This window comes from Dawidia soli (assembly GCF_018598185.1).
Classification (GTDB): domain Bacteria; phylum Bacteroidota; class Bacteroidia; order Cytophagales; family Cyclobacteriaceae; genus Ohtaekwangia; species Ohtaekwangia soli.
Genome location: NZ_JAHESC010000011.1, coordinates 21,313 through 43,102, shown reverse-complemented (window position 1 = coordinate 43,102; position 21,790 = coordinate 21,313). Strand labels below are relative to the sequence as shown.

At 54.1% G+C, this 21,790-nt stretch carries 21 protein-coding genes; 12 read left to right on the top strand and 9 right to left on the bottom strand.

The window, feature by feature from the left end:
- Window positions 1–87: 87 nt before the first annotated feature.
- Window positions 88–906, bottom strand: a complete 819-nt coding sequence (locus tag KK078_RS09570; RefSeq protein WP_254090043.1) for an SDR family NAD(P)-dependent oxidoreductase — start codon at window positions 904–906, stop codon at window positions 88–90.
- Window positions 907–1,038: 132 nt separating this feature from the next.
- Between KK078_RS09570 and KK078_RS09565 the strand changes: the two genes are divergently transcribed.
- On the top strand, window positions 1,039–1,344 hold the full coding sequence (locus KK078_RS09565; RefSeq protein ID WP_317195883.1) for a winged helix-turn-helix transcriptional regulator: 306 nt from the start codon (window positions 1,039–1,041) through the stop codon (window positions 1,342–1,344).
- A gap of 63 nt (window positions 1,345–1,407) precedes the next feature.
- Here KK078_RS09565 and KK078_RS09560 read toward each other — a convergent pair whose 3' ends face one another.
- The 3 genes from KK078_RS09560 to KK078_RS09550 all read right to left on the bottom strand — a co-directional run bounded on the left by KK078_RS09560 (window position 1,408) and on the right by KK078_RS09550 (window position 6,254).
- Complete coding sequence (locus KK078_RS09560; protein ID WP_254090041.1) at window positions 1,408–2,949, bottom strand: sensor histidine kinase; 1,542 nt, start codon at window positions 2,947–2,949, stop codon at window positions 1,408–1,410.
- Between the two features lie 226 nt (window positions 2,950–3,175).
- Window positions 3,176–5,452 carry a cation:proton antiporter domain-containing protein gene (locus tag KK078_RS09555; protein ID WP_254090040.1) on the bottom strand — a complete coding sequence of 759 codons (2,277 nt, stop codon included), beginning with the start codon at window positions 5,450–5,452 and terminating at the stop codon, window positions 3,176–3,178.
- Between the two features lie 163 nt (window positions 5,453–5,615).
- Entirely contained in the window at window positions 5,616–6,254 is a 639-nt protein-coding gene (locus tag KK078_RS09550) for a DUF2306 domain-containing protein (protein WP_254090039.1), read from the bottom strand.
- Window positions 6,255–6,299: 45 nt separating this feature from the next.
- Between KK078_RS09550 and KK078_RS09545 the strand changes: the two genes are divergently transcribed.
- A complete protein-coding gene (locus KK078_RS09545) occupies window positions 6,300–7,106 on the top strand; it encodes a YARHG domain-containing protein (RefSeq protein WP_254090038.1) in 807 nt (268 codons plus the stop codon).
- A gap of 63 nt (window positions 7,107–7,169) precedes the next feature.
- Here KK078_RS09545 and KK078_RS09540 read toward each other — a convergent pair whose 3' ends face one another.
- Window positions 7,170–7,925 carry a DUF3667 domain-containing protein gene (locus tag KK078_RS09540; RefSeq protein ID WP_254090037.1) on the bottom strand — a complete coding sequence of 252 codons (756 nt, stop codon included), beginning with the start codon at window positions 7,923–7,925 and terminating at the stop codon, window positions 7,170–7,172.
- A gap of 90 nt (window positions 7,926–8,015) precedes the next feature.
- Here KK078_RS09540 and KK078_RS09535 point away from each other — a divergent pair, with 90 nt between their 5' ends.
- Window positions 8,016–8,777: a helix-turn-helix transcriptional regulator gene (locus KK078_RS09535; RefSeq protein WP_254090036.1), complete on the top strand. Its 762-nt coding sequence runs from the start codon at window positions 8,016–8,018 to the stop codon at window positions 8,775–8,777.
- Window positions 8,778–8,820: 43 nt separating this feature from the next.
- Window positions 8,821–9,045: a hypothetical protein gene (locus KK078_RS09530; protein ID WP_254090035.1), complete on the top strand. Its 225-nt coding sequence runs from the start codon at window positions 8,821–8,823 to the stop codon at window positions 9,043–9,045.
- A 1-nt stretch (window position 9,046) separates the two neighbouring features.
- Here the strand turns inward: KK078_RS09530 and KK078_RS09525 are convergent, their stop codons facing one another.
- From KK078_RS09525 to KK078_RS09515, 3 genes are read right to left on the bottom strand one after another with little or no spacing between them, the layout of a single operon-like run.
- On the bottom strand, window positions 9,047–9,763 hold the full coding sequence (locus KK078_RS09525; protein ID WP_254090034.1) for a LytR/AlgR family response regulator transcription factor: 717 nt from the start codon (window positions 9,761–9,763) through the stop codon (window positions 9,047–9,049).
- On the bottom strand, window positions 9,729–10,514 hold the full coding sequence (locus tag KK078_RS09520; protein ID WP_254090033.1) for a sensor histidine kinase: 786 nt from the start codon (window positions 10,512–10,514) through the stop codon (window positions 9,729–9,731). Before KK078_RS09520 ends, KK078_RS09525 begins: the two co-directional genes overlap by 35 nt.
- A 13-nt stretch (window positions 10,515–10,527) precedes the next feature.
- Window positions 10,528–11,925, bottom strand: coding sequence for a sugar MFS transporter (locus KK078_RS09515; protein ID WP_254090032.1), 1,398 nt, complete (start codon window positions 11,923–11,925; stop codon window positions 10,528–10,530).
- A 596-nt stretch (window positions 11,926–12,521) separates the two neighbouring features.
- Here KK078_RS09515 and KK078_RS09510 point away from each other — a divergent pair.
- Both KK078_RS09510 and KK078_RS09505 read left to right on the top strand, forming a co-directional pair.
- Window positions 12,522–13,028 carry a cupin domain-containing protein gene (locus KK078_RS09510; protein WP_394370555.1) on the top strand — a complete coding sequence of 169 codons (507 nt, stop codon included), beginning with the start codon at window positions 12,522–12,524 and terminating at the stop codon, window positions 13,026–13,028.
- Window positions 13,029–13,077: 49 nt separating this feature from the next.
- A complete protein-coding gene (locus tag KK078_RS09505; RefSeq protein WP_254090030.1) occupies window positions 13,078–14,217 on the top strand; it encodes an ROK family protein in 1,140 nt (379 codons plus the stop codon).
- Between the two features lie 437 nt (window positions 14,218–14,654).
- On the opposite strand, the gene KK078_RS09500 is transcribed toward KK078_RS09505, so the two are convergent.
- Window positions 14,655–15,686, bottom strand: a complete 1,032-nt coding sequence (locus tag KK078_RS09500) for a LacI family DNA-binding transcriptional regulator (RefSeq protein ID WP_254090029.1) — start codon at window positions 15,684–15,686, stop codon at window positions 14,655–14,657.
- A gap of 263 nt (window positions 15,687–15,949) precedes the next feature.
- Between KK078_RS09500 and msrB the strand changes: the two genes are divergently transcribed.
- From msrB to KK078_RS09470, 6 genes are all read left to right on the top strand, one after another.
- Complete coding sequence (gene msrB / locus KK078_RS09495) at window positions 15,950–16,393, top strand: peptide-methionine (R)-S-oxide reductase MsrB (protein ID WP_254090028.1); 444 nt, start codon at window positions 15,950–15,952, stop codon at window positions 16,391–16,393.
- Between the two features lie 75 nt (window positions 16,394–16,468).
- A complete protein-coding gene (locus KK078_RS09490) occupies window positions 16,469–17,146 on the top strand; it encodes an SGNH/GDSL hydrolase family protein (protein WP_254090027.1) in 678 nt (225 codons plus the stop codon).
- Window positions 17,147–17,496: 350 nt separating this feature from the next.
- Window positions 17,497–17,940 (top strand): Hsp20/alpha crystallin family protein, encoded by a 444-nt coding sequence (locus tag KK078_RS09485; protein WP_254090026.1) that lies wholly within the window; start codon window positions 17,497–17,499, stop codon window positions 17,938–17,940.
- A 182-nt stretch (window positions 17,941–18,122) separates the two neighbouring features.
- The gene (locus KK078_RS09480; RefSeq protein WP_254090025.1) at window positions 18,123–19,556 is read left to right on the top strand and encodes a S1C family serine protease; all 1,434 of its coding nucleotides are present in this window, start codon (window positions 18,123–18,125) and stop codon (window positions 19,554–19,556) included.
- Between the two features lie 120 nt (window positions 19,557–19,676).
- Window positions 19,677–21,221: an L-piperidine-6-carboxylate dehydrogenase gene (gene amaB / locus KK078_RS09475; protein WP_254090024.1), complete on the top strand. Its 1,545-nt coding sequence runs from the start codon at window positions 19,677–19,679 to the stop codon at window positions 21,219–21,221.
- 54 nt (window positions 21,222–21,275) lie between these two features.
- Entirely contained in the window at window positions 21,276–21,683 is a 408-nt protein-coding gene (locus tag KK078_RS09470; protein WP_254090023.1) for a response regulator, read from the top strand.
- The last annotated feature ends 107 nt before the right edge of the window (window positions 21,684–21,790 follow it).

Genomic DNA, 21,790 nt, shown 5'->3' with positions numbered 1-21,790 from the left:
TGTGTTGATTTTCATAAGTTTTTGTTTGAATTGTGAAACAAATTCCGTCTCCGGTACAGGGCGCGTGTGAAGGAAGGTGTGCGGGTTTCAGGCGAACATGGCATCTACCTTTTCCAGGTATTCAGCCAGCGGCAGGCTGTTGCGCATCGCGATCAGGGATGCGGTATCTTGTCCCACGGGCGTACGGAACTGCTGGTTGGCGCCAGTGGCCACGGCATAGATCTGCTCGACGATCGCCAACGGTTGCGTCAGCGGGATGCTTTTGGTCTTAACACTATCAAAGACTTTGTTCAGCCGCGCATTGACGGCGTCGTAATCGCGTATGGTATCGCTGGTGGGCAGGTTTATCTTGCTCACGAAGTCCGACGCAAAGCCGCCGGCCTGGATGAGGCGCAGGTGAATGTTATGGGGTTTCAGCTCATAGTATAGTCCCTCGGTGAGTCCTTCCAGCGCAAACTTCGACATGTTATACAGCGAGCCCAGCGGCACCGCCGTCAGAAAGCCCATGTAGGAGCTAATGTTGATGAACATGCCGCCGTGGTTGGCCCGGAAGTGCGGCAGAAAGGCACGGATGACGTTGATAACACCTCGTACATTCACGGCATATTGATCGTCGATCGATCCTTCCGGTACCAGTTCCAGGGCACCATAGATGCCATTGCCGGCGTTGTTGACCACGACGTCGATCCTGCCAAAGGCGTCGATGGCTGCGGCGGCCGCGCGTTGTGCCTGCACGGGATCGGTCACGTCGAGCGGGATGACGCGGATGTTCGGATTCTTCTGAAGCTCGGTTTCTTTTTCGGGAGAACGCAGGGTAGCGGCAACCTGCCAGCCCTCGTTCGCAAAATAAAGAGCGGCGGCGCGGCCCAGGCCGGTACTGGTGCCGGTGATGAATACTGTTTTCATGTTATTTCTGTTTTGTAAGGCGAAGGTATGGGCGATTCGGTATACATTTGTAACCGGTATACTGTTGTATACCGCGCTGAACTTTTTTCAACGATGCCGCGTACACTTCCCAAACATGCTACCGCCGAGGATATGAAATACGTACAGGACACGCTGTACGTGATCAGCGGCAAATGGAAAATGCTCATCATCCTGGCTATCTGCGCCGGGAATAACCGGTTTAAGGACATTCAGCGGGCGATCCCCAGGATCACGACGCGCATGTTGTCGAAAGAGCTGAAGGAGCTGGAGCAGAATAAATTAGTTACACGCAGGGTGTATGACGAGTCGCCGGTGCTGATTGAGTATAGCACAACGGCGTATTGTAAGAGTTTTGGTGCCATTATACACGAGATGATCCGGTGGGGAAAGGAACATCGGAAGATTGTTAAAAAGTAACCCTGAAAGGGCGCAATAGATCGGGGATGCGTGCCTCGAATTGTTACGCCCCTTCAGATTCTGTTATATGCGGTCTGTATTTAGTGGTGTGGCGTTCCGAAGGTATATCTTAAACGTAGTTCCTTCTCCCGGTGTGCTTTCTACTTCGATCTTGCCGCCCATGGCGGTTACTTGTGAGCGGACCAGGTACAGGCCCAGGCCTTTGCCGTCGATCTTGCGGTGAAAGCGTTTGTACAGGTTGAAGATGTCTTTGCCGTGTTTCTGGAGATCTATGCCCAGGCCGTTGTCGGTTACGGTGAGGAGGATCATGTCGTCGTGGTGGATGGTGCGGACGTGGATGGCGGGGGTGCGCTCGGGCGAGCGATATTTCAGGGCGTTGCTGACGAGGTTGAATAAGATACTATCTATATAGGGGGCGACGGCGTATAGCTGGGGGGCGGCGGTGAAGTCGGAAACCAGGCGGGCGTCGGTTTGCTCGAGCTCGCGGGTGAGCATCTTTTCGGCGCGCTCGAGGGAGGTTTGGAAGTCTACGAGGGAGAAGTTGCCGGTATTGCGGCGCAGCTCGAGGATGACGTTGAGGTCTTTGATGACTTCGTCCAGGTCGTTGGCCGAGGTCAGGATCTGCTCGCGCAGCGCGTTCTGCTCTTCTTTGTCTTCGGTCAATTCCAGCAGCGTGGCGATGCCCATGATGCGGGCCAGCGGTGCGCGCAGGTTGTGCGCGGCGATGAAGGAGAACTGCTCGAGCTGGTGGTTCTGGTCGATCAGCTCACGGTTGTTCTGTTCGAGGGCGTGGGTGCGCGCGTGGACTTCGGCTTCCAGGTGGTCGCGGTGGGTGGCAAGCTCTTCGGCCTGTGCGATGATCTCTTCGTTCTGGGCCGCCAGCTCGCGCGTGCGCAGCTGTACCTGGCGCTCCAGCATCATGTTCTGGTCCATCAGTATGATGTTGCGGGAGGCTTCGGCTTCGTGTAGTTTTTGGCCGAGCATAAACGACTGGCGGGTGTGCCAGGCCGTGTAGAGCAGCGTGGGAACGCAGAGTATAAATAACAGGATCTGTAACCACAGGTTGCGGGTCAGGGCAGCTTCGTAGCGGGCGTGCTCGTCGGCGTGTACTTTGTCGGCAAAGGCCTCTATGTGGTTTTCACACTGCTCGTATTGGTACCACAGCCGGGCACCGCGGTCTTCGTTGAACAATTTGTTGAACTCGTCGCGCCGGCCTTCGTCGATCAGGTGGCGCATGTAAAATGTGAAGGCTACGTAGGCATTGACGGAGTCGCGCAGGGCGCGGAGCTCTGTCAGGTCATAGTGCATTTTTTTCAACGGAGCCTCGACCTTATCGAAGATGCTGTCCTTCCAGGCGGTGGCGTTGTTCATGGGCGAGCCCAGCCGCTCTTCGGGCAGCAGCGCATACCCCCGCAGCCCGATGTCCGCGGAGTGAATGACCAGCCGGCTGATGTGATCGTAATAGACCTTCACCTGCTCGGTTTCGGCTTGCAGCGCGAGGGATTCGTGCAGAATAGTGTTATTGTGTTGCGTGAACGTGATGTCCAGCACCAGCAGCAGTGTAATGGTGGCCACCGCCAGGTATATCCTCATGTTGACTCCCATCGGATGGATCTTTCCAAGATAAATGTTATTTAAGATACGAGTTTTGGGGGAAAGTGCGATGCGCGGATGTATCCGCTCTGCCCGTTAAATGTAACTGACACGCGCATCGGCGGAGGATCGGAATGCCGAGATCAGGTCGGAACGGGGATAAAATGGCCCTCTTTTTTTGCCTCCACCGGGTTGCGCCGGGGTTGAGACCGGCCACCGACGGCGCCGGCGATGTATCTCAGGGTTTTACAATGAATGAGGACGGCGCTTCTGAAATCCACTTGGCTTCGTCTTCCACGGCGGTTGTCCAGCTGTCGAGGCTGATCACGAGCAGGTCGCACGATGCGAGGAACTCTTTGCTGAGGGCGCTGTCGTCATACACGGCGATGTGGTTGGGCGCGGTCTGCTCGATGAGGCGGATGGTCTCGCGCAGCTCGGGGTGTTGTTTGACGAGTCCCTGTGTATCGAGGATCACGACCGAGGCATCGCTGTTGTGTATAAACTTCTGGGCGTAGAAGATCAGGAAGCTGTCGGATGTAGTAAAGATGGGGATCAACACCTTGTTGATCTTCTCGAAGCCCTTGTCTACGAAAATTCCCACGGGCAGCTTACTGGCGCGCAGGATGCGGCGGTTGCGTTCTTCGAGGACGGCTTTTTCAAAAAAGCGTTCGCGTCCGGCCAGCGTGCCGATGAGGCGCTCGGGGTTGATGATGCGCGTGGTAAAGCCAAACACAGTGCCCAGCAGGCTGCCTTCAAATACCGAGTGGCTGATGCCGATGATGAGCAGGTCGAAATTGCCGAGATTGGCGGCTTCGACGATCTCGCGGTCGATGTCGGCAGTGGGTTTGAACCAGGTAATGACGGGCATGTTCAACCGGCCCGCTTCGGCGTTGATGGGCCGGAAGCTTTCCTGCTCGTATTCTTCTACGTTGTATTGGTTCAGCTCATTGGCAGGCGAGAGGTGCAGGGCTGTGACGGAAGCGTTGGAGACCGAGCGTTTGACCAACCCGTGCACCAGGCGCAACATAGAGGCGCCGCGGTGGGGGTTGCCGAACGACAGCAGGATCTTATACTTGCCGGCTTTGTCGGTGCTGCCGGGAATGGGTGGCGCCGGATCGGGAAAGAATTTGTTGATGAGGTCGAGTGCCGGGCCGGTCATGCACGTGGTGACGAGCGCCATGATGACGAGCATGGCGAATATTTCCGGCGTGAGGATGCCGAGGTCGTAGCCGATGTTGAGGACGACCAGCTCCATGAGCCCGCGGGTGTTCATCAGCGCGCCGATGCTGAGGCTGTCGCGCCACGACTGGCCTACAAATTTTGCGGCCAGGGTACTGCCCAGGAATTTACCGGCTACCGCCAACACGATGATGATAGCACAGAGCTGCCAGGCGGAGGCGTCGTTGAGCAGGCCGATCTGCGTACGCAACCCGGTAAAGACGAAGAACAGCGGCAATAGGAGCACCAGTGATACATCTTCTACCTTTTCGATAAAGATCGTGCGGAAGTTGAGGTTCGCCGGCATGATCACCCCGGCAAGGAAGGCGCCAAACAGGGCGTGGATGCCGATGATCTCGGCGACATAGGCCGATAACAGCAGTGTCACGAAGAACACGGCTACGATGGGCTTGCTCAATCCTTCCTTGGTGGAGTATACATCGCCGATCTTTTTCAGGAACGGCCGTACGAGCTTGAGCATGCCGATGACATAGACAATGGAAATGAGCAACGTATAGACCGTGCCCACAAAGCTGCCGGCTTTTACGATGGCGATCACGGTGGCCAGGATACACCAGGCGGTGACGTCATCGGCCGCCGCGCAGGTAATGGCGAGCGAGCCGAGCTTGGTCTTACTCAACGATCGCTCCTGGATGATGCGCGCCAGCACGGGGAAGGCGGTAATGCTCATGGCGATGCCCATGAACAAGGCGAACGAGAGGAACGGTGTGCCCGCGGGGGCGTACCCTGTATAGATAAAATACGCCAGTCCCAGTCCCAGCATGAACGGCAGGATGATGCTGGTGTGGCTGATGACGACGGCTTCGTGCGCTTTGTTTTTCAATACATTCACATCCAGCTCCATGCCGATCACAAACATGAACAGGATCAGGCCGATCTGGCTGAGGAATTGCAGGTTGGGAAGCGATTGCGCCGGAAACAGAAAGGCTGAGACCTCGGGAAAATAGATCCCGACCACCGAGGGGCCGAGAAATATACCGGCGGCGATCTCGCCGATCACCATGGGCTGCCCGATCTTTTTACAGATATACCCGAACAGGCGCGCGATCAGAATGATGGTAATGATCTGAATGAGCAGGATCGCCAGGGGATGTGTGATATTGTGATGACCTGCGTCGAGAAATTGCTGCCAGCCCGAAGGTGCCGGCGTGGTGACTTCGGTCTTCACGACGGAGGCGGGCTCCTGGTGTTTACCCTCTTCCGTGATGACGTAGAGGAACGCCGAGAAGATGCCGACGAGGATGATGTAAAAGGCGATGGCGCGCAAATTCTTCATGGCGCCAAAAATACGGTGTTGCCGGGCATGACCGCCGCCGGTGCGGGAGAAATGTAACGAACGGGATGAAATCTGCACCGAAAGGCAGCGTGTGAGCGGAAATCGTGGTAAGGGCATGAAACCATTGCGAATTGTAACGGATTTGAAGCTTCGCTAATCGAAATTATGCCGATAGAATTCGCCAGGTCAGTTTTCTATAAATCAGCCACTCCGCCAGCAGCAGATTAGGCACCCATCCCAGCCAGGCCACAATCATATAGGCATCCATCGGGTGAGGCTGAAAGAACATCACCAGCAGATACTTCCATGCCCGTAGCGTTAATGCCGACAACGTGAGTGCATAGCTGCGAATCATAAAATTGCCATGTGTTGTAAAATCGCGCCATAAAATAGCGACATACGCTCTTACGGTAAAGTATATCCAAAGCACGCTCAGTAAGGTGAAAGCACTTTGCGAAAGTAGCCCGCCATTGGCGTACAGTGCCATGATCAAGCCCGCAGGCCCCGAGAGGAAAACCAGGATAACCAGATATAGCAACCCCACATACCGGTGTAGTGTGCTGAGCTTTTGCTTCAACGGATTATAAAATTGCGTGAAGCCGGCGATCAATAAAAAACAGCTACTCCATACATGCGTAAAAAAGGCGATGCGCCACACATCGTTATGAATAACCCATTGTTTGATCCGCAAAAAGCCCACATCTGTGTTACGCGAAAAATAGGGAATAGTAATACGCAACATCAAGAACGTGAAAAAGGCGAGCACGATACTGAGAAAAATAGTTCGGGCATAACGAAGCATTCGTAATGTTAGAAAATAGTTTTAACTTTTCGTCCATTGAATCCTATGAAAAAGTCGTCCATTCTCCTCATTTCCTGCCTGGCAATAGCGTGTGGGCAGAAGAAAGAAGCACCGATTACGCCGGAAGCTGCTGAAACGCCGGTGACGTTTGTTGTTAAAAAAGATGCACGAAAGATCGGCCCTGAGAAACCCCCTGAGCAAACACGCATTGAAGAGGCTATTGAAAAACTCCAGGCGAACGCCGACATGCCCTGCATCGGTTATTGGGTGGGCATGTTCGGAAAAAATAAGATCAACATCGCTATCGCCGAAATAAAAGACGGGAAAGCCATTGGCTACACAGTCTGCGCCGGCAACTTCAGACCGGTAACGGGAACCGCCACTGCCAGCGAGGACCTATACCAGATAGTATTGGATGAACCCGGCACCGATCAGTACGATGGCCATTTTGTTTTTTCCATTCACCTGAAAAACAATTCATTGGAAGGGACGTGGACACCCTTCAAAAAAGGAATCGTAGCGGATAAGACATTTACCCTTACCAAAAGAGCATACACCTACGATCCGGAGAATGGCATGTTCCCCGAATCCTCCTCGCGACTCCTGTCCGAGAGCGACGTATCAAATCTGAACGAAGAAGAGCTGGGTTTTATGCGAAACGAAATCTACGCCCGCCATGGCTATTCATTCAAAGATCTTCAGGATCGCCGACAGTTCGATACGGTAACCTGGTACATACCCATGGGCATCGACGTTCGTCAAAAGCTCACAGACATTGAAGTCCAAAACATAGATCTCATATACCGTTATGAAGAATATTATCATGAAAACTACGACGACTACGGGCGGTAAATCGACAACGGAATAATACTGGACTTTCAGGAGACATCCAGAATCCGTTCGCCGTCAGGCCGACTACTTTTTTAGGAAATCGACGAAAAGCCCTGCCATGATTAAAAGTGCAGCAAATGTAACCATCCCCAGCAGGTAGGCGGCGAGCGCCTTGAAGTACCTGGACATTCCTCTTTTATCAAAAAATTGTCCGATGGCCCAGGCGGCATACGATACCGTTACCATGGCTGATAGTTGCATGGCATGCAGTCCTGTTAATCCTTCGAAAGCAGCAAAAACAGCAAACATCAACATGCCCATCCCCATCACGAAACATAATAGAATTAAGATCTCAAAGAAATTATAATCATGCCTTCTAAAAATGAGCATTAGCCAAAAGGCGATGAATGCGCCCATAATAATATTCGCATAGCCATAATGACGTTGACTCCAGCGCATAATTGAAACAACTGCAGATCCCTCTGCACCGTGATAATCAATGTAGCCCTGCTCAATATGAAATAGATGATCAATGACCGTGTAGATCAGGGAGGTCAATACAATAAACAGTATCGGTTTCACCAACCTTGCCCGATCCACGGTGATAAATTCCTGAATACTTGTTCCAGGTCTGCGCAGAAGCTCTCTTACGGTATATAAGATGCCCTTGTCAAAATGTAAAACATGCTGAATCTCATGCATTATATAGTGCCAATCGACCCTGTTAATTTGTGCCGGACGGCCACAGTGACCACAAAATTTGTCCACGACAGAAGTCTTACAACTGGCACAGGTTCCCGGACGCTGCGATACAAAGGAGCGATCTGCGGTATTTTTCATGTTGATGCGCTTTTTACCATAAAAGTCCCCCAAAGACGGCTTTTTAAGCCTACACTTTAGTGTAGATTTGTTGAATTCTGTCGTTTTGAAATGAAAAATACCAATCACTCTACGCTGCTGACCAAGAATCACATTGGAAAGATATCGGATGACGAGCGCTTCCAGCAGCAAGACTATTTAGAGGCCATAAAAGCGTTTGCCCGGTTAACGTACGAAAGTGTCTACGTTATCAATTATGAAACGATGACCTTCGAGTACGTCTCTGAAAACCCGTTGTTTTTATGTGGCCACTCCCCCGCAGATGTCATGAAGCTCGGGTATGAGTTCTATTTCAAAAATGTGCCTGATAACGACCTGACACTATTAAACACCATCAACGAAGCGGGATTTGATTTCTTTCAAAATTTACCCGGCGAAGAAAAGATACGCTACAGTATTACGTACGATTTCCACCTGCTTCACCGCGACGGCAAGAAGACGCTGATCAACCACAAGCTTACCCCGTTACTTCTTACCAAGGAAAAAAAGATGTGGAAGGCCATGTGTATCGTTTCCATTTCACATCATAAAAATCCGGGCAATGTATTTATTCACAAACAGGGATCGGGTGAACTATGGGAACTGGATTTAAAGGATAAAGCCTGGCGTAAATCAACAAAGCCCAAACTTACCCGGCGGGAAATAGAAGTTCTGCAGCTGCACGCGCAGGGGTTGTCGATCAACGAGATTGCCGCGCAACTATCCGTCGCGCCGGATACTGTCAAGTACTACCGAAGACAGATCTTCGATCGCTTGAATGTCAGCACAATAGCCGGCGCGCTGTCGTATGCTGTCAACAGCAAGCTTATATAAACGATCGGTTTGGGGTTGGCACGGTATTAGGAATCGCTATGGCATGAAAGACACATTGGACAAAGATTCCGGCACGCCTGAAGACGACGAAACTGCCAGCGACCTGCCGAAAGGGGATGACCTCCGTGCCCTGCAGGGCGAGGAGCTGACGTGGGAGGAAACGCCGGAGGAGGAAGATCTTGATGTGAGCGAAACCGACGACGATGAGGATGAAGGCGTGGGCGACGGTACTATGGGAAAGACCCGGCCGGATCTGTTGGATAAATAAATCAGCCGCCGGTGCGGCGGAGAAAGCCGGGGCGGAAATTTTCGGACAGCGAAAAGCGTCGCGGCTTGCCGGCGGTGTCGGTGAGGGTGGTGGTGATCTCGTCGTGTGTAAAGAACTGTACGATCTTCATGGCGATGATCTCTTTCTTGTTGATCTGACAGAAGCCCGTGTCGGGCAGCGCCTGCAATAATTTTTCAAACGACATGTTCTTGACCAGCATCTCTTCGCCGCTGTCGAGCAGCACTACTTTGTCGCGTTTGTCCAGTCCCGTGGTGATGTAGAGCGCCTGGTCGAAGAAAAGCAGCCCTTTGCCTTTGCTGGTGTTGAGCTGGATGTACTGGCGCCCGGGGGCTGCGTTGGCGAGGCGTGTGATGGCTTTGGCGATGGCCTTGGCAAAGCGGTCTTGCTGGATGGGTTTGCGCAGGTAGTCGATGGCGTCGAGGTCGAACGCTTCGGCGGCATATTCGCGGTAGGCTGTCGTAAAGATCACGAGCTTGCCGGTAAGCTGGCGGGCCACGTCGAGGCCGTTCTGGCCGGGCATCTCGATGTCGAGTATGCACAGATCGAATTCGAGGGCCGGGCTTTCCTGCAGGAATTTCAGGGGGTCGTTAAAGGCGCGCACCACCTCTACACCGGGCACCTGCCCGCAGAGCACGCGCAGGTAAGCCAATGCCGGCAGCTCGTCATCCAGCAGTATGCATCGCAGCTTTGTGGGCACGCAGGTCTATTTTCAGGTGAGCAATATAGACATCGTTGTCGACAACCTGGTCGAGCGAAAAGTGTGCTCCGTATAAGATCTCGAGACGCTTTTGCAGGGCTTCCTTGCCGAAGCCGCCGCGCGTCTGGCGCAGGGGTGGCTTGGGGCTGATCTTGTTGGAGACGGTCAGGAAGAACTGGTGGTCGCGCAGCTCGAAGACGATGGCGATGAACGCATCTTCGCGTTGCAGGTCGGCATGCTTGAATGCATTTTCGATCAGGTCGACGGTAATGAGCGGGGCGACGAGCTTTTGCTCGTATACGGGGTCGTCGGTGTCGACGGTATGTTTTACCCGCAGGTCGAACAGCGGGCTGAGCTTGAGCCGGTTGATATCGATCAGGCTGCTGGCAAAGTTGAGCTCTTCCTGGAGCGAGACAAACCGCTGGCCGCTGTCGTAGAGGATGTAGTCGAGTACGTTGGCCAGCTTGTCGAGCGCGAAGTAGGTCTGGTACGCGTGCGACTGAATGGTGTTGAGGGTATTCTTGAACAGGTGGGGGTTGAGCTTGTACTGCAGGGAGCCTAGCTCGAGCTCGCGCAGCTTGGCTTCCATTTGCTGGTAACGCAGCGCGAGGTCTTCGGGCGGCATGCCTTCCCGACCGTGCCGTGACCGGGAGAGTCTATAGATCGTCAGGCCCAGCACGGCCACCACGGTTAGTAGTACAAAGATGACTCCGTACAACACGCTTGGCGATATGGCCGTGCCGGTATTCATGACGAAAGGCGCACTAGCTGTGCGCGCGTTGTTTTACTTCATAGCCTTTCCAGCCGTAGTATGCAATAAATACATACGATACGATCGGGAAGGCGAAGGCGTGCTGATAGCCCACAGCGCCGATGATGATGCCCATGACCGGGGTCATGATGGCGCCGCCCACGATGGCCATGATCAGCAGGGACGAGCCCTGGCTGGTATATTTACCGAGGTCTTTGATGGCCAGCGTAAAGATGGTCGGGAACATGATCGAGTTGAAGAGGCCGATGGCCAGTACCGACCACATCGCTACCTGTGCATTGCTGAAGATCGTCAACAGCAACAGGCCTACCACAAACAGGGAGAATACGAGCAATGTACGGGCGGGTGCCGAACGGCCGATAAGGAACGCCACGCAGTTGCCGATGATCAGGCCGAGGACGATAAAGGCGGTCGTGAGGTCTTCTCTCCAGAAATATACCGATGCTACGGCGAGGATGGTCACCAGGCCCATAAAGCTGAGCTTCTGGCTGGTGGGACGTTCGGTGAGCGACACCGCGCCGATGAAGCGGCCTACCATGGCGCCGCCCCAATAGAACGATACGAACGGACCGCCAGTGGCTTCGTTGTAGCCCATCAGCTCGCCAAAGTATTTGATCAGGTAGCTACCGATCGCGACTTCGCCGCCTACATACAGGAAGATGCCGATCACGCCGAGGTTGAGGTGTCTGAACTTCAATACGCCGAGGCCTTTCTCGATGGTCTCGCCGGTAAACTTAGGCAGCTTGGAGAGGGCGATCAGCACGGCAATGGCCAGCAGGGTACCCGACAGGAAGAGATAGGGTGTTTTTACCGCGTCGGCGGTCATGTGCTCTTTACCGCCCATGCTTTCGAAGATCAGTTTGGTGCCGATGATGGGGGCGATGGTCGTGCCGAAGGAGTTGAAGGCTTGTGTCAGGTTCAGGCGGCTGGACGATGTCGATGCGCTGCCGAGCAGCGCCACGTAGGGGTTTGCCGCCATTTGCAGAATGGTGATACCACTGGCCAATACGAAGAGCGCCAGCAGGAATACGCCGTAGAGCTTTGACTCGGCGGCGGGATAGAACAACGCACAGCCTACCGCTGCGGTGACCAGGCCCATGATGATCCCGTTCTTATACCCGATGCGCGCCAGGGGGTCGCCCAGGTTGACGGAGATGAGGAAATAGGCCAGCGAGATAAAGAAGTAGGCCCCAAAGAAGGCAGACTGTATAAATCCGGCCTGCGCGGGCGTCAGCTTAAAGATGCCTTGCAGGTAGGGGATGAGAATGTCGTTCATGCAAGTGATGAATCCCCACATAAAGAACAGCGTGGTGAGGATGATCAGGGGGATGGTGAAGTTGCCTTTGTTGTCGGAAAGCGTCGTCGTGGAGGTCGGTGCGATAGATGCCATAGTAGTGTTAAATCGTATTCGGAATCGAAAAACCGGCGGTCAATTTGCACTTTCTATCCGTGTAAAAAAAATGATGGTGTGTTGCGAAGTCCCGGTTGCGGTGGGAAAAGGGGCCCTTGGCATGGCTGCTAAACCGATTAACGATCATACCCTGAGCATGGGCGCGGTCGGCGGCGGTTGGGCGAGCAGCAGACCCGGTAATCGGCTGACAGGCTGTATATTCGGTTATTCCAACGGCCCGGGGAACGTCTTCCTGAACGGCGGCAGCCGGTCGCCAGACGTTGTGGTGTTGAAGCGATGCGCAAGGGGCACCGGAAATTTTTTTTCAGGAATGGACAGACGACACACAGGTGCGTGGCGTGGTTTGGCATGGCCGGAATGCGTGTGCGCATACACGGCATCATAAAGGGACAAATTCGTTAGGTTAGGTTTAGTGAAAAGGCTGGTGCGCGCGGTGCGCACCAGCTCTTTTTTTGCTTTTTGGGTCCGGGAGGAGTGAAAATAGTTAATCGAGTCACTTTGCTAAATCGATTTATCACTTATTTTTGTACTCCTGCTAATAACCCAAACCAGTAAACGAACGAAACGTGAAAAACATCAAAACGGTGAACGTAGAAAGAGCAGCCATCTTTCAGGAAGTGAGCAAATACCTGGAAAAATCGGGCTTCAAGGTTGTAACGGAAGATCAAAGCCGGCCCTGGGGCGGTTTTTTTGTGATCGATGAGACGCAAGCGGATGCCTTCCGCCAGCAGTTCTTTCCGGAGGTGAACCTCCAGGACCTCATCATCAGCGGGAAGCTGAGCCCGAAGATCCTGCTGGTGGAGCCGCACAAACGCCTTTCGTGGCAGTATCACTTCCGCCGCGCGGAGATCTGGACGGTGGTAGCCGGCACAGTGGGTGTTGTGACGAGCGAGACCGACGAAGAAAAAGAAAATCAGAGCCTGCCGACCGGGTCGATGATCCGCCTGAAGCAAGGCCAGCGTCACCGCCTGATCGGCCTGGATGGCTGGGGCATTATTGCCGAGATCTGGCAACATACCGATGCGGCCAATCCTTCTGACGAGCAAGATATCGTGCGTTTGCAAGACGACTTTGGCCGCTAAGCGCGGGCAAGCTGTTTTCCTGTAATCACCGATCAAGCAGACTTACCGCATGAATATATTTCAAGACGATAGAATCGTACTGACGCTGGATGCCGGCGGAACCAACTTTGTGTTCTCGGCCATGCAGCGGGGCAAGGAGATCGTACCGCCGATCACCCGGCCTTCGCAGGCGCACGACCTGGATCTTTGCCTGAAGAATTTACTGGATGGCTTTCAAGCTGTCAAAGATCAGCTGCCGGCCGACCCGGTGGCGATCAGCTTTGCCTTTCCCGGTCCGGCCGACTATAAGAACGGAGTCATCGGCAGCCTGCCCAACCTGCCGGCTTTCCGCAACGCGGGGGGCGTGGCGCTGGGGCCGATGCTCGAAGATTATTTTCAGCTGCCGACGTTCATCGGCAACGACGGCGACCTCTTTACCTATGGCGAGTCGATGGCGGGCATTCTGCCGCGCATCAACGGCAAGCTGCAAGAGCGGGGCGTGGCCAAAACCTATAGCAACTTGTTGGGCGTGACCCTCGGCACCGGCTTTGGTGGCGGGGTGGTCGTGAACGGCCAGCTGTGCCAGGGCGACAACTCTTCGGGGGGTGAGATCTGGCTGACGCGCCACTTTCGCGACTCCCGGTTGATCGCAGAAGAAGGTGCCTGTATCCGCGGGCTCGTGCGTTTTTATTCAAATCTGACGGGGGCGCCAACCAAGCTGTCGCCAAAAGATATTTACGAGGTGGCCCTGGGCCAGCAGGCCGGCAATCAGGCCGCGGCGCTGCAGGCGTTTGACGACATGGCGGCCGTTATAGCCGAGTCGCTGTGTAACGCCATTACCCTCATCGACGGTATTATCGTGATCGGCGGCGGTCTTTCAGGGGCTTACCCGCTGCTGGCGCCGCGCATTATCCAGTATATGAGTGGCACCATCGCCATGGCCGACGGCACGGTGTTACCCCGGTTGGTATCGAAGGTGTATGACCTGGAAAATCCGGAGTCCTGCGAGGCTTTCCTGGACCATTCCAAGAATGAGGTGACGGTGCCCTTCTCGGGGCGCAAGGTTCACCACAACCTGGACAAGCGTATCGCAATCGGTTCCAGCCATCTGGGGACGAATACGGCCATCGCTTTGGGGGCGTATGCCATTGCTTTGAAAAATTTATCGACAAATTCTGAACAGAATATTTTGCTAAATCGATTTATTTAACTTATTTCGAGCATTGGGTTAATTGATTGGTATGCCGGCAGTCATTTTTAAAATGATTGCCGGTTCTTTTTTCAGGCCTACGTGTGCGGCCACGTTGTTTCACGCGCTCAATCCCACGACGTGGTATCTTCGAAGTCATGACGATCCGCTTTTCAAACCTGGATCCTATAAAATAATCCTTACAACCTGCTGCCTGCTGGTAATGCGCTAACGTGCGGCTATGCGCAGGAGCGTCTTGCGTCCGTGCAGCCACGGATTCGCACACGTCCCGTATTTCAGCGTCCGGTCTTTCGGACATTGCTTAACGGCTCCACTACGCGCCACTGGGCCGCCGCTGCCCTGCCATATGCGCGTAGACGGTCGGGTATGCCGCGCTCCGGTGGACGGGTACGAAACGACCGGCGGCCAGGTGCTGGAGCCGTGTTTGGGAATAATGATCAGGCTTTATGCGCCGAGGAGTCGCGGATGACCAACTGTGTCGGAAGGAATACCCCGGTGGGCTCGGTGCCTGTCGGCGGCTCGCCCGACGCGATGCGGTCGAGCAGCGTGGTGATGATCTGCTCGGAGATCTTGTCGATGGGCTGGCTGATGGCGGTGATGGAGGGTGTGCTGAAGCGAAAAAGATCGTTGTCGTCAAACGATACCACGGCCAGGTCCTGCGGTATTTTCCGGCCCATTTTTGAGATCGCTTCCAGTCCGCGTACACCCAGGTAGTTGGCGCCGAAAAAGATCGCGTCCAGTCCGTTTTCCTGCGAGAGGTATTCTTTTACCCGGTCTACCAGGATGTCGTAGTCTTTGTGGAACGGTATAAAATGTACGTGCTCCTGCAGGCCGTGCTCTTCGACGGCGCGCAGGTATCCGCGCAAGCGACCCTGCATCTGCGGCTGCTCGGACGCCAGGGAGATAAAGGCGATGTTGCGATAGCCCCGGGAGATCAGGTGTTGGGTGCCTTCGTAGGTACCGCCCTCGTTGTCGACCATGACAAATCCCGTGGGAATGTTGGCAAAATAGCGGTCGAACAAAATGATCTGTGCGTCCTGGTCTACGAGCGCCTGGATGTCTTCTTCGATGCCGCTGGGCGGTGTGATGATATAGCCGTCCACGCCGAGGTTGTGGAACATCTTCAGGAACTCACGCGCGCGTTTTTTGCTGTTTTCGGTGCTGCAGTATATGATCTTACAGCCGTGTTCGTAGGCTTTGTCTTCGATGTGTTTGGCGATGGTGGCGAAAAAGGGGTTGGAGATGTCTTCGACCATCAATCCCAGGATGCGGGTCTTGCCGGTGCGCAGGCTTTGGGCGAACTGGTTGGGAATATAACCGACCTCGTCTACGAATTTCAGCACGGATTGCACCAGTTGGTCGCTGATGCGTTTTTCCTTTGCCTTGCCATTGAGGATAAACGACACGGTGGTCTTCGAAATGCCCAACTGGGTGGCGATATCGTTTATCGAAATCTTGTTCTTTTTCATCAGTAAACGGTTGTAGGTCGGTAAAAAACGTCGTGCCGGGGCACGGCGTCTTATATACATAGATCGTGAAAAAGAAACACAATAAAAAAGAGCAGGTTGAGATAGCCCTGAAAGGGCGAAACAGATCAGCCCTAGGCGTGCCTCGAATTGTTTCGCCCTTCGGGGTTTTGTGCATGATCGGTGTTATTTTCCCAGGCCTCGCTGGAATGCTTTATCTCGAATCAATTTTAAACTATTTTTAGGGGGATCTACGTTACTATGGCATGAACTGGTCAGACGTACTCAACTATGCCACCAAAGGCAACCTTACCCCCGACCGGCGGGTGGAGAAAACCAACGAAGAATGGAAAAAGCTGCTCACGCCCGAGCAGTTCCGCATTACGCGACAGAAAGGAACCGAGTTTGCGTTTACAGGAGAATACTGCGAGGCGCACGACCCGGGCCTTTATGCCTGCCGTTGCTGTGGCACGCCGTTGTTCGACTCGCGGCGCAAGTTCGAGTCGGGTACCGGCTGGCCGAGCTTTGACGAGCCCGTGAAAGACAATGTCATAAAATACGAAGGCGACCGCAGCCACGGCATGGTGCGCATCGAGGTGATGTGCAACGTCTGCGACGGCCACCTGGGCCACGTTTTTCCCGACGGCCCACCGCCGACAGGGCTGCGCTTCTGTATCAACTCGGCGTCTGTGAAGCTGGTGGAGGAGTAGGAGCGTAGCGTTGGTAAAATATGTGTTGACGGTGCGTTGTGCAGCCTGTATATTGTACGGACTAAACAACCTACTATGAAACTTTTTCTCTCGCTGTCGGGCGTCGCCATGATCGTTATCCTGGGCGCTTTTATGTCTATTCAGAAAAAACAACGCGTCATTTTCTTCGGCGATTCCATCACGCAAGCCGGCGTTCAGCCCGGTGGCTATATCACCCGCATCGGCCAGCTGGCCACCCAGGCCGGCAGCGCCGCAGCCTTTGACTTTGTCGGCGCGGGCATCGGTGGTAACAAAATATATGATCTTTACCTGCGCGCCGATGACGACGTGCTGGCGAAGAGCCCCGATGTGGTGGTGATCTATGTCGGCGTGAACGATGTCTGGCATAAGCGCTCTTCCGGCACCGGCACGGATGCTGATAAGTTTGTGCGCTTCTACGAGGCGCTGATCAAGAAGCTCCAGGTAAAGGGCGCGAAGATCGTGCTCTGCACGCCGGCGGTGATCGGTGAGCGGACCGACTCCAGCAATGAGCAGGATGGCGACCTGAATCTCTACAGCCAGATGATCCGCGACCTGGCCTCGCGCAACAGCCTGCCGCTGGTGGATCTGAGAAAGGCTTTTCTGGAGTATAACAAGCAGAATAATACGGGTAACAAAGAATCCGGTATCCTGACCACAGACCGTGTGCATCTGAATGACAAGGGCAATCAGCTGGTGGCGGATGAGATGTGGAAGGTGTTGAAGGGAATCTAAAAAAACATCATTCACGCAGGGCTTTCGGCATTGTCGGGGGCCCTGCTTTTGTTTGTATACCTATCTCTATCTCATTTATTGACCGGGTCAGGCTTATCCCAAGGCTATGGATCACCCGTATCAAAGCTATACCATCGCTATACTTGAGCTATCCCTGACATATCCTTCACTATTACATCCTGTAAGAATTTCAGTTAAATAAGACATTATGTCTTGATTTTGCGTCTAAAATCATTCAAAAATGCCATTGTGTCATTAAAATACGAGCTTTTTTGTGTTGGTACGCTTTTCCCTAATAAGCTTGTCAAAAGCAACTAAAAAAATTGACAACCAATAAATTAAACAACACTATGAGCATCGTTCGTTATAACTCCTCGCTGCTGAATGACTTTACACCTGTTACATTCAGCCATTTGATCGACCGGTTTTTTAACGAGTCTGTTGGCCGTGCCGGTGGTTCCGCTTACTCTTTTGTACCGAAAGTAGACATCGTTGAGAACGAGAAGGCTTTCGAGATCAGCGTGGCTGCGCCCGGTATGAACAAAGAGGACTTTAAACTGGACGTGAACGACAAATTCCTGACCATCAGCGGTGAGCGCAAATTCACCAAAGAGAAGAAGGAAAATAACTTCCATTCCATCGAAACGCAGTACGGTACATTCGGCCGCTCGTTCACATTGCCTGAAAATGTCAACTCGGCAAATATCAGCGCGAAGTATGAGAACGGCATCCTTGAAATCACCCTGCCGAAGGATGAGAAGAAAGCCCTTAAAGCTACTATCAAGGTTAACTAAGCGAAGTTGAGGTTAGAAGGTGGAAGGTCTTCCCGTAAGGGAGGGCCTTTTTTTATGTCCCCGCTTGTCGTACGTCGAAAATACCGGCACCGCCCTGCCTGCTGTCGGCGGAATCCGGAAAAGAAGCCGTATCTTTCTGTACAGCATTTTTTTCCGGAAGTAGCAGACTAAAACGGGCGGTTATGAAGCGATCTATTTTTATCCTGGTAGTGATTCTAGCCGCCTGTGTGGGCGGCATGCTCGGGTCGATCCTGACGATCCGCTTGTTGAATTTTGGTGTGGAGCCCTATCAGTCCATCGACGAGCACCAGCAACTTGTACTGGCCAACAACCCCGCTGCCGACACGGCCTATCGTGTGCCTGCCAGCCTCAACTTTCTGGCGACGGCCAGGAAGGTCACTTCGGGGGTGGTGCATATTCAGACTTCCTATGGTCCCGGCGAATTTAGTGTCAATCCGCTGCAGCATTACTTTGATGCGCCGGCACGGTCGTCGGGTTCGGGCGTCGTCATTTCCGACGACGGTTATATTGTTACCAATTTCCACGTGATCGAAGATGCCAGCAGCATCGAGATCGTGATGAATAACAACCAGCGGTTCTATGCCAAGCTGATCGGTACCGATCCTACGACGGACCTGGCGTTGCTCAAGATCCGCAGCCGCAACCTACCCTTTATTAAATACGGCGACTCCGACCGCATCGTGCCGGGCGAGTGGGTGCTGGCGGTGGGCAACCCGTTTGACCTCAACTCGACGGTGACGGCCGGTATTGTCAGCGCCAAGGCGCGCAACATCGGCATTCTGCGCGACCGCAGTAATCTGCAGGTGGAATCGTTTATACAGACTGACGCGGCGGTTAACCCCGGCAACAGCGGCGGTGCGCTGGTAAACCTGCGCGGCGAGCTGATCGGTGTCAATACCGCCATTGCCACGTCGTCGGGCAGCTACCAGGGCTACTCGTTTGCGATTCCGGTAAGCCTGGTGCGCAAGGTAGTGGACGACCTGTTGGAGTTCGGGCAGGTGCAGCGCGGGCTGCTGGGGATCCAGATCACGGATGTCAATGCGACGATTGCCGAAGAGCTGGGCCTGGCGGTGAACCAGGGTGTGTTGGTGAACCGCGTGAACGATGGCAGCGCGGCGCAGACGGCGGGGATCGAGCAGGGCGATGTGATCATCGGTATCGATGGTCATGGCATTCATGCCGTGTCGGAACTGCAGGAATGGGTGGCCCGCAATCGTCCGGGAAAGACCATCCAGGTGGAGTATCTGCGCGACGGCGAGCACCAGCAGGTAAAGGTACGCCTGACCAATAATCAGGGCACCGAGGCCGTGGAAAGGAAGACCATTAACTATGATCTGGGCGGCATGACCGTAGAGGACGTGCCCTATAAAGAGCTGGCCGGGCTGCACCTGGAAGGCGGCGCGCGCGTGGCCAATACAACGGGTAAGTGGAAGGAGGCCGGTCTTCGTACCGGGTTTATCATTACCTATATTGACAAAATACCGGTTGACGATGTCAAAGATCTTAACCGCATCCTGGACTTCAAAAAAGGCGGCATCCTCATCGAAGGCATCTATCCGGGCGGTGAAGAGGGTGTTTACGGTGTCGACTGGTAGAAAATCTACCCTGCTTTTTCGTTATGCTGATAGGATTTTTCCCCCACCGGGGAAAGATGGCGGCGCCGCGTAAATGACAGAAATCGTTTAGCTTTGTGCGGCTCATCAAAACGACCCCGCATGAAGAATTTTGGTATTAAAGACTCGCTCGCGTCCCTTGGTCTGAAGAAGTCTAACGCCGGTACCTCCACAGGTACCCGGTGGCTTCGCAGCACGGGTGCGGCGATAGAATCCTTTTCGCCGGTAGACGGCAAACTTATCGGCACGGTCGCGTCCACGGACGAGCGGGCCTACGAACAAGCATTATCCACCGCGCACGAGGCTTTTAAGGCCTGGCGCACATGGCCGGCCCCGAAGCGGGGTGAGGTGGTCCGCCAGATCGGCGAGGCCCTGCGCCAATACAAAGAACCTTTGGGCAAGCTCGTGTCGTACGAGATGGGCAAGTCCCTGCAAGAGGGCCTGGGCGAAGTACAGGAGATGATCGACATCTGCGACTTTGCCGTGGGCCTGTCGCGACAGCTGCACGGCCTGACGATGCACTCGGAGCGCCCCAACCACCGCATGTATGAACAGTGGCACCCGATCGGTATCGTGGGCATCATTTCGGCCTTTAACTTCCCGGTGGCGGTATGGTCGTGGAACAGCATGCTGGCGTGGGTGTGCGGCGACGTGTGTGTATGGAAGCCTTCGGAGAAAACGCCGTTGTGCGGCGTAGCGTGTCAGCAGATCGTAGCGGAAGTATTTGAAAAGAACGGTGTGCCCGAGGGTGTGTCGGTGCTCGTCAACGGTAACTATAACGTCGGTCAGCAACTGGCGAAGGACGAGCGCGTGCCGCTGGTGTCGGCCACGGGTTCTACCCGTATGGGCCGCGCAGTAGCCCGCACGGTAAGCGAGCGCTTTGGCCGGGCGTTGCTCGAGCTGGGCGGCAACAACGCCATCATCGTTACCGAGAATGCCAACCTCGACCTGGCCATCCGCGGTGCGCTCTTTGGTGCTGTGGGTACGGCCGGTCAGCGGTGCACGACCACGCGCCGCCTGATCATCCAGGATAGTGTATACGAGCAAGTAAAGGAACGGCTGGTAAAGGCCTATGCGCAATTGAGCATTGGCAACCCGTTGGATCCGGCGTACCACGTGGGGCCGCTCATCGACAAACAAGCGGTGAAGTCGTATAGCGACGCGTTGAAAAAGATCAAGGGTGAAGGCGGTACGTTCGTGGTGCCGGGCGGTGTGCTGAAAGGTGCCGCGTACGACGAGTCGGGCTGCTACGTAAAGCCGGCGATCGCCGAAGTGGATCCGTCGTTCGAGATCGTGCAGCAGGAGACCTTTGCGCCGATCCTGTACCTGATACGGTATACCACGCTGGAGGAAGCGATCGATATTCAGAACGGTGTCAAGCAAGGATTGTCGTCGGCCATCATGACGACCAACCTGCACGATATGGAGCGGTTCCTGTCGCACGAGGGCTCGGACTGCGGCATTGCCAACGTCAACATCGGCACGTCGGGCGCGGAAATCGGCGGCGCTTTTGGCGGCGAGAAGGAAACGGGTGGCGGACGCGAGTCGGGTTCGGATGCGTGGCGTGTGTACATGCGCCGCCAGACGAACACCATTAATTTTGGAAGCACGCTGCCGCTCGCGCAAGGAATCAAATTTGATATTTAGACTTTTGTTTGCAAATCAGCATCAATACATTATTTTTATAAAGCATTAAATACTATGGCAGGAAAGAAATATCGTACCGTCATGCTCATCGACGATAATGAGATCGATAATCTTATTAATCAGAAAATGATCGAGGCGGCCGCAGTGACGGAAAATATCTATACCCATACGGGTGCAAAGAGCGCGATCGAGTTTTTGAAGAATATGGAAAAGCTGGACGTTGCCGACCAGGTATTGCCCGATGTGATCTTCCTGGATATCGATATGCCGTTGATGGACGGTTTCCAGTTCCTCGATGAGTTCGAGAAGCTGTCCAACACCGCCAAGAAAAAATGCAAGATCGTGATGCTGACCTCGTCGATCAACCCGCAGGATTTTAACCGGTCGAAGAAATATGAGAACGTAAAGCTGTATCTCAACAAGCCGCTCTCGCACGAGAGCATTGTGAAGCTGGAAATATAATACCGTAACCAATCACGGTAACCCCGATCGAGGCTGTCTCCCAACCGAGACGGCCTTGTTTTTTTACATGCACCTGGCGCAAGTTTAGCACCGATCCGTCAGCTGGC

Bases quoted from the DNA above. Each gene is read 5' to 3' on its own strand.
- KK078_RS09570 (WP_254090043.1), bottom strand. From the start codon at position 906: ATGAAAACAGTATTCATCACCGGCACCAGTACCGGCCTGGGCCGCGCC.
- KK078_RS09565 (WP_317195883.1), top strand. From the start codon at position 1,039: ATGAAATACGTACAGGACACGCTGTACGTGATCAGCGGCAAATGGAAA.
- KK078_RS09560 (WP_254090041.1), bottom strand. From the start codon at position 2,949: ATGGGAGTCAACATGAGGATATACCTGGCGGTGGCCACCATTACACTG.
- KK078_RS09555 (WP_254090040.1), bottom strand. From the start codon at position 5,452: ATGAAGAATTTGCGCGCCATCGCCTTTTACATCATCCTCGTCGGCATC.
- KK078_RS09550 (WP_254090039.1), bottom strand. From the start codon at position 6,254: ATGCTTCGTTATGCCCGAACTATTTTTCTCAGTATCGTGCTCGCCTTT.
- KK078_RS09545 (WP_254090038.1), top strand. From the start codon at position 6,300: ATGAAAAAGTCGTCCATTCTCCTCATTTCCTGCCTGGCAATAGCGTGT.
- KK078_RS09540 (WP_254090037.1), bottom strand. From the start codon at position 7,925: ATGAAAAATACCGCAGATCGCTCCTTTGTATCGCAGCGTCCGGGAACC.
- KK078_RS09535 (WP_254090036.1), top strand. From the start codon at position 8,016: ATGAAAAATACCAATCACTCTACGCTGCTGACCAAGAATCACATTGGA.
- KK078_RS09530 (WP_254090035.1), top strand. From the start codon at position 8,821: ATGAAAGACACATTGGACAAAGATTCCGGCACGCCTGAAGACGACGAA.
- KK078_RS09520 (WP_254090033.1), bottom strand. From the start codon at position 10,514: ATGAATACCGGCACGGCCATATCGCCAAGCGTGTTGTACGGAGTCATC.
- KK078_RS09515 (WP_254090032.1), bottom strand. From the start codon at position 11,925: ATGGCATCTATCGCACCGACCTCCACGACGACGCTTTCCGACAACAAA.
- KK078_RS09505 (WP_254090030.1), top strand. From the start codon at position 13,078: ATGAATATATTTCAAGACGATAGAATCGTACTGACGCTGGATGCCGGC.
- KK078_RS09500 (WP_254090029.1), bottom strand. From the start codon at position 15,686: ATGAAAAAGAACAAGATTTCGATAAACGATATCGCCACCCAGTTGGGC.
- msrB (WP_254090028.1), top strand. From the start codon at position 15,950: ATGAACTGGTCAGACGTACTCAACTATGCCACCAAAGGCAACCTTACC.
- KK078_RS09490 (WP_254090027.1), top strand. From the start codon at position 16,469: ATGAAACTTTTTCTCTCGCTGTCGGGCGTCGCCATGATCGTTATCCTG.
- KK078_RS09485 (WP_254090026.1), top strand. From the start codon at position 17,497: ATGAGCATCGTTCGTTATAACTCCTCGCTGCTGAATGACTTTACACCT.
- KK078_RS09480 (WP_254090025.1), top strand. From the start codon at position 18,123: ATGAAGCGATCTATTTTTATCCTGGTAGTGATTCTAGCCGCCTGTGTG.
- amaB (WP_254090024.1), top strand. From the start codon at position 19,677: ATGAAGAATTTTGGTATTAAAGACTCGCTCGCGTCCCTTGGTCTGAAG.
- KK078_RS09470 (WP_254090023.1), top strand. From the start codon at position 21,276: ATGGCAGGAAAGAAATATCGTACCGTCATGCTCATCGACGATAATGAG.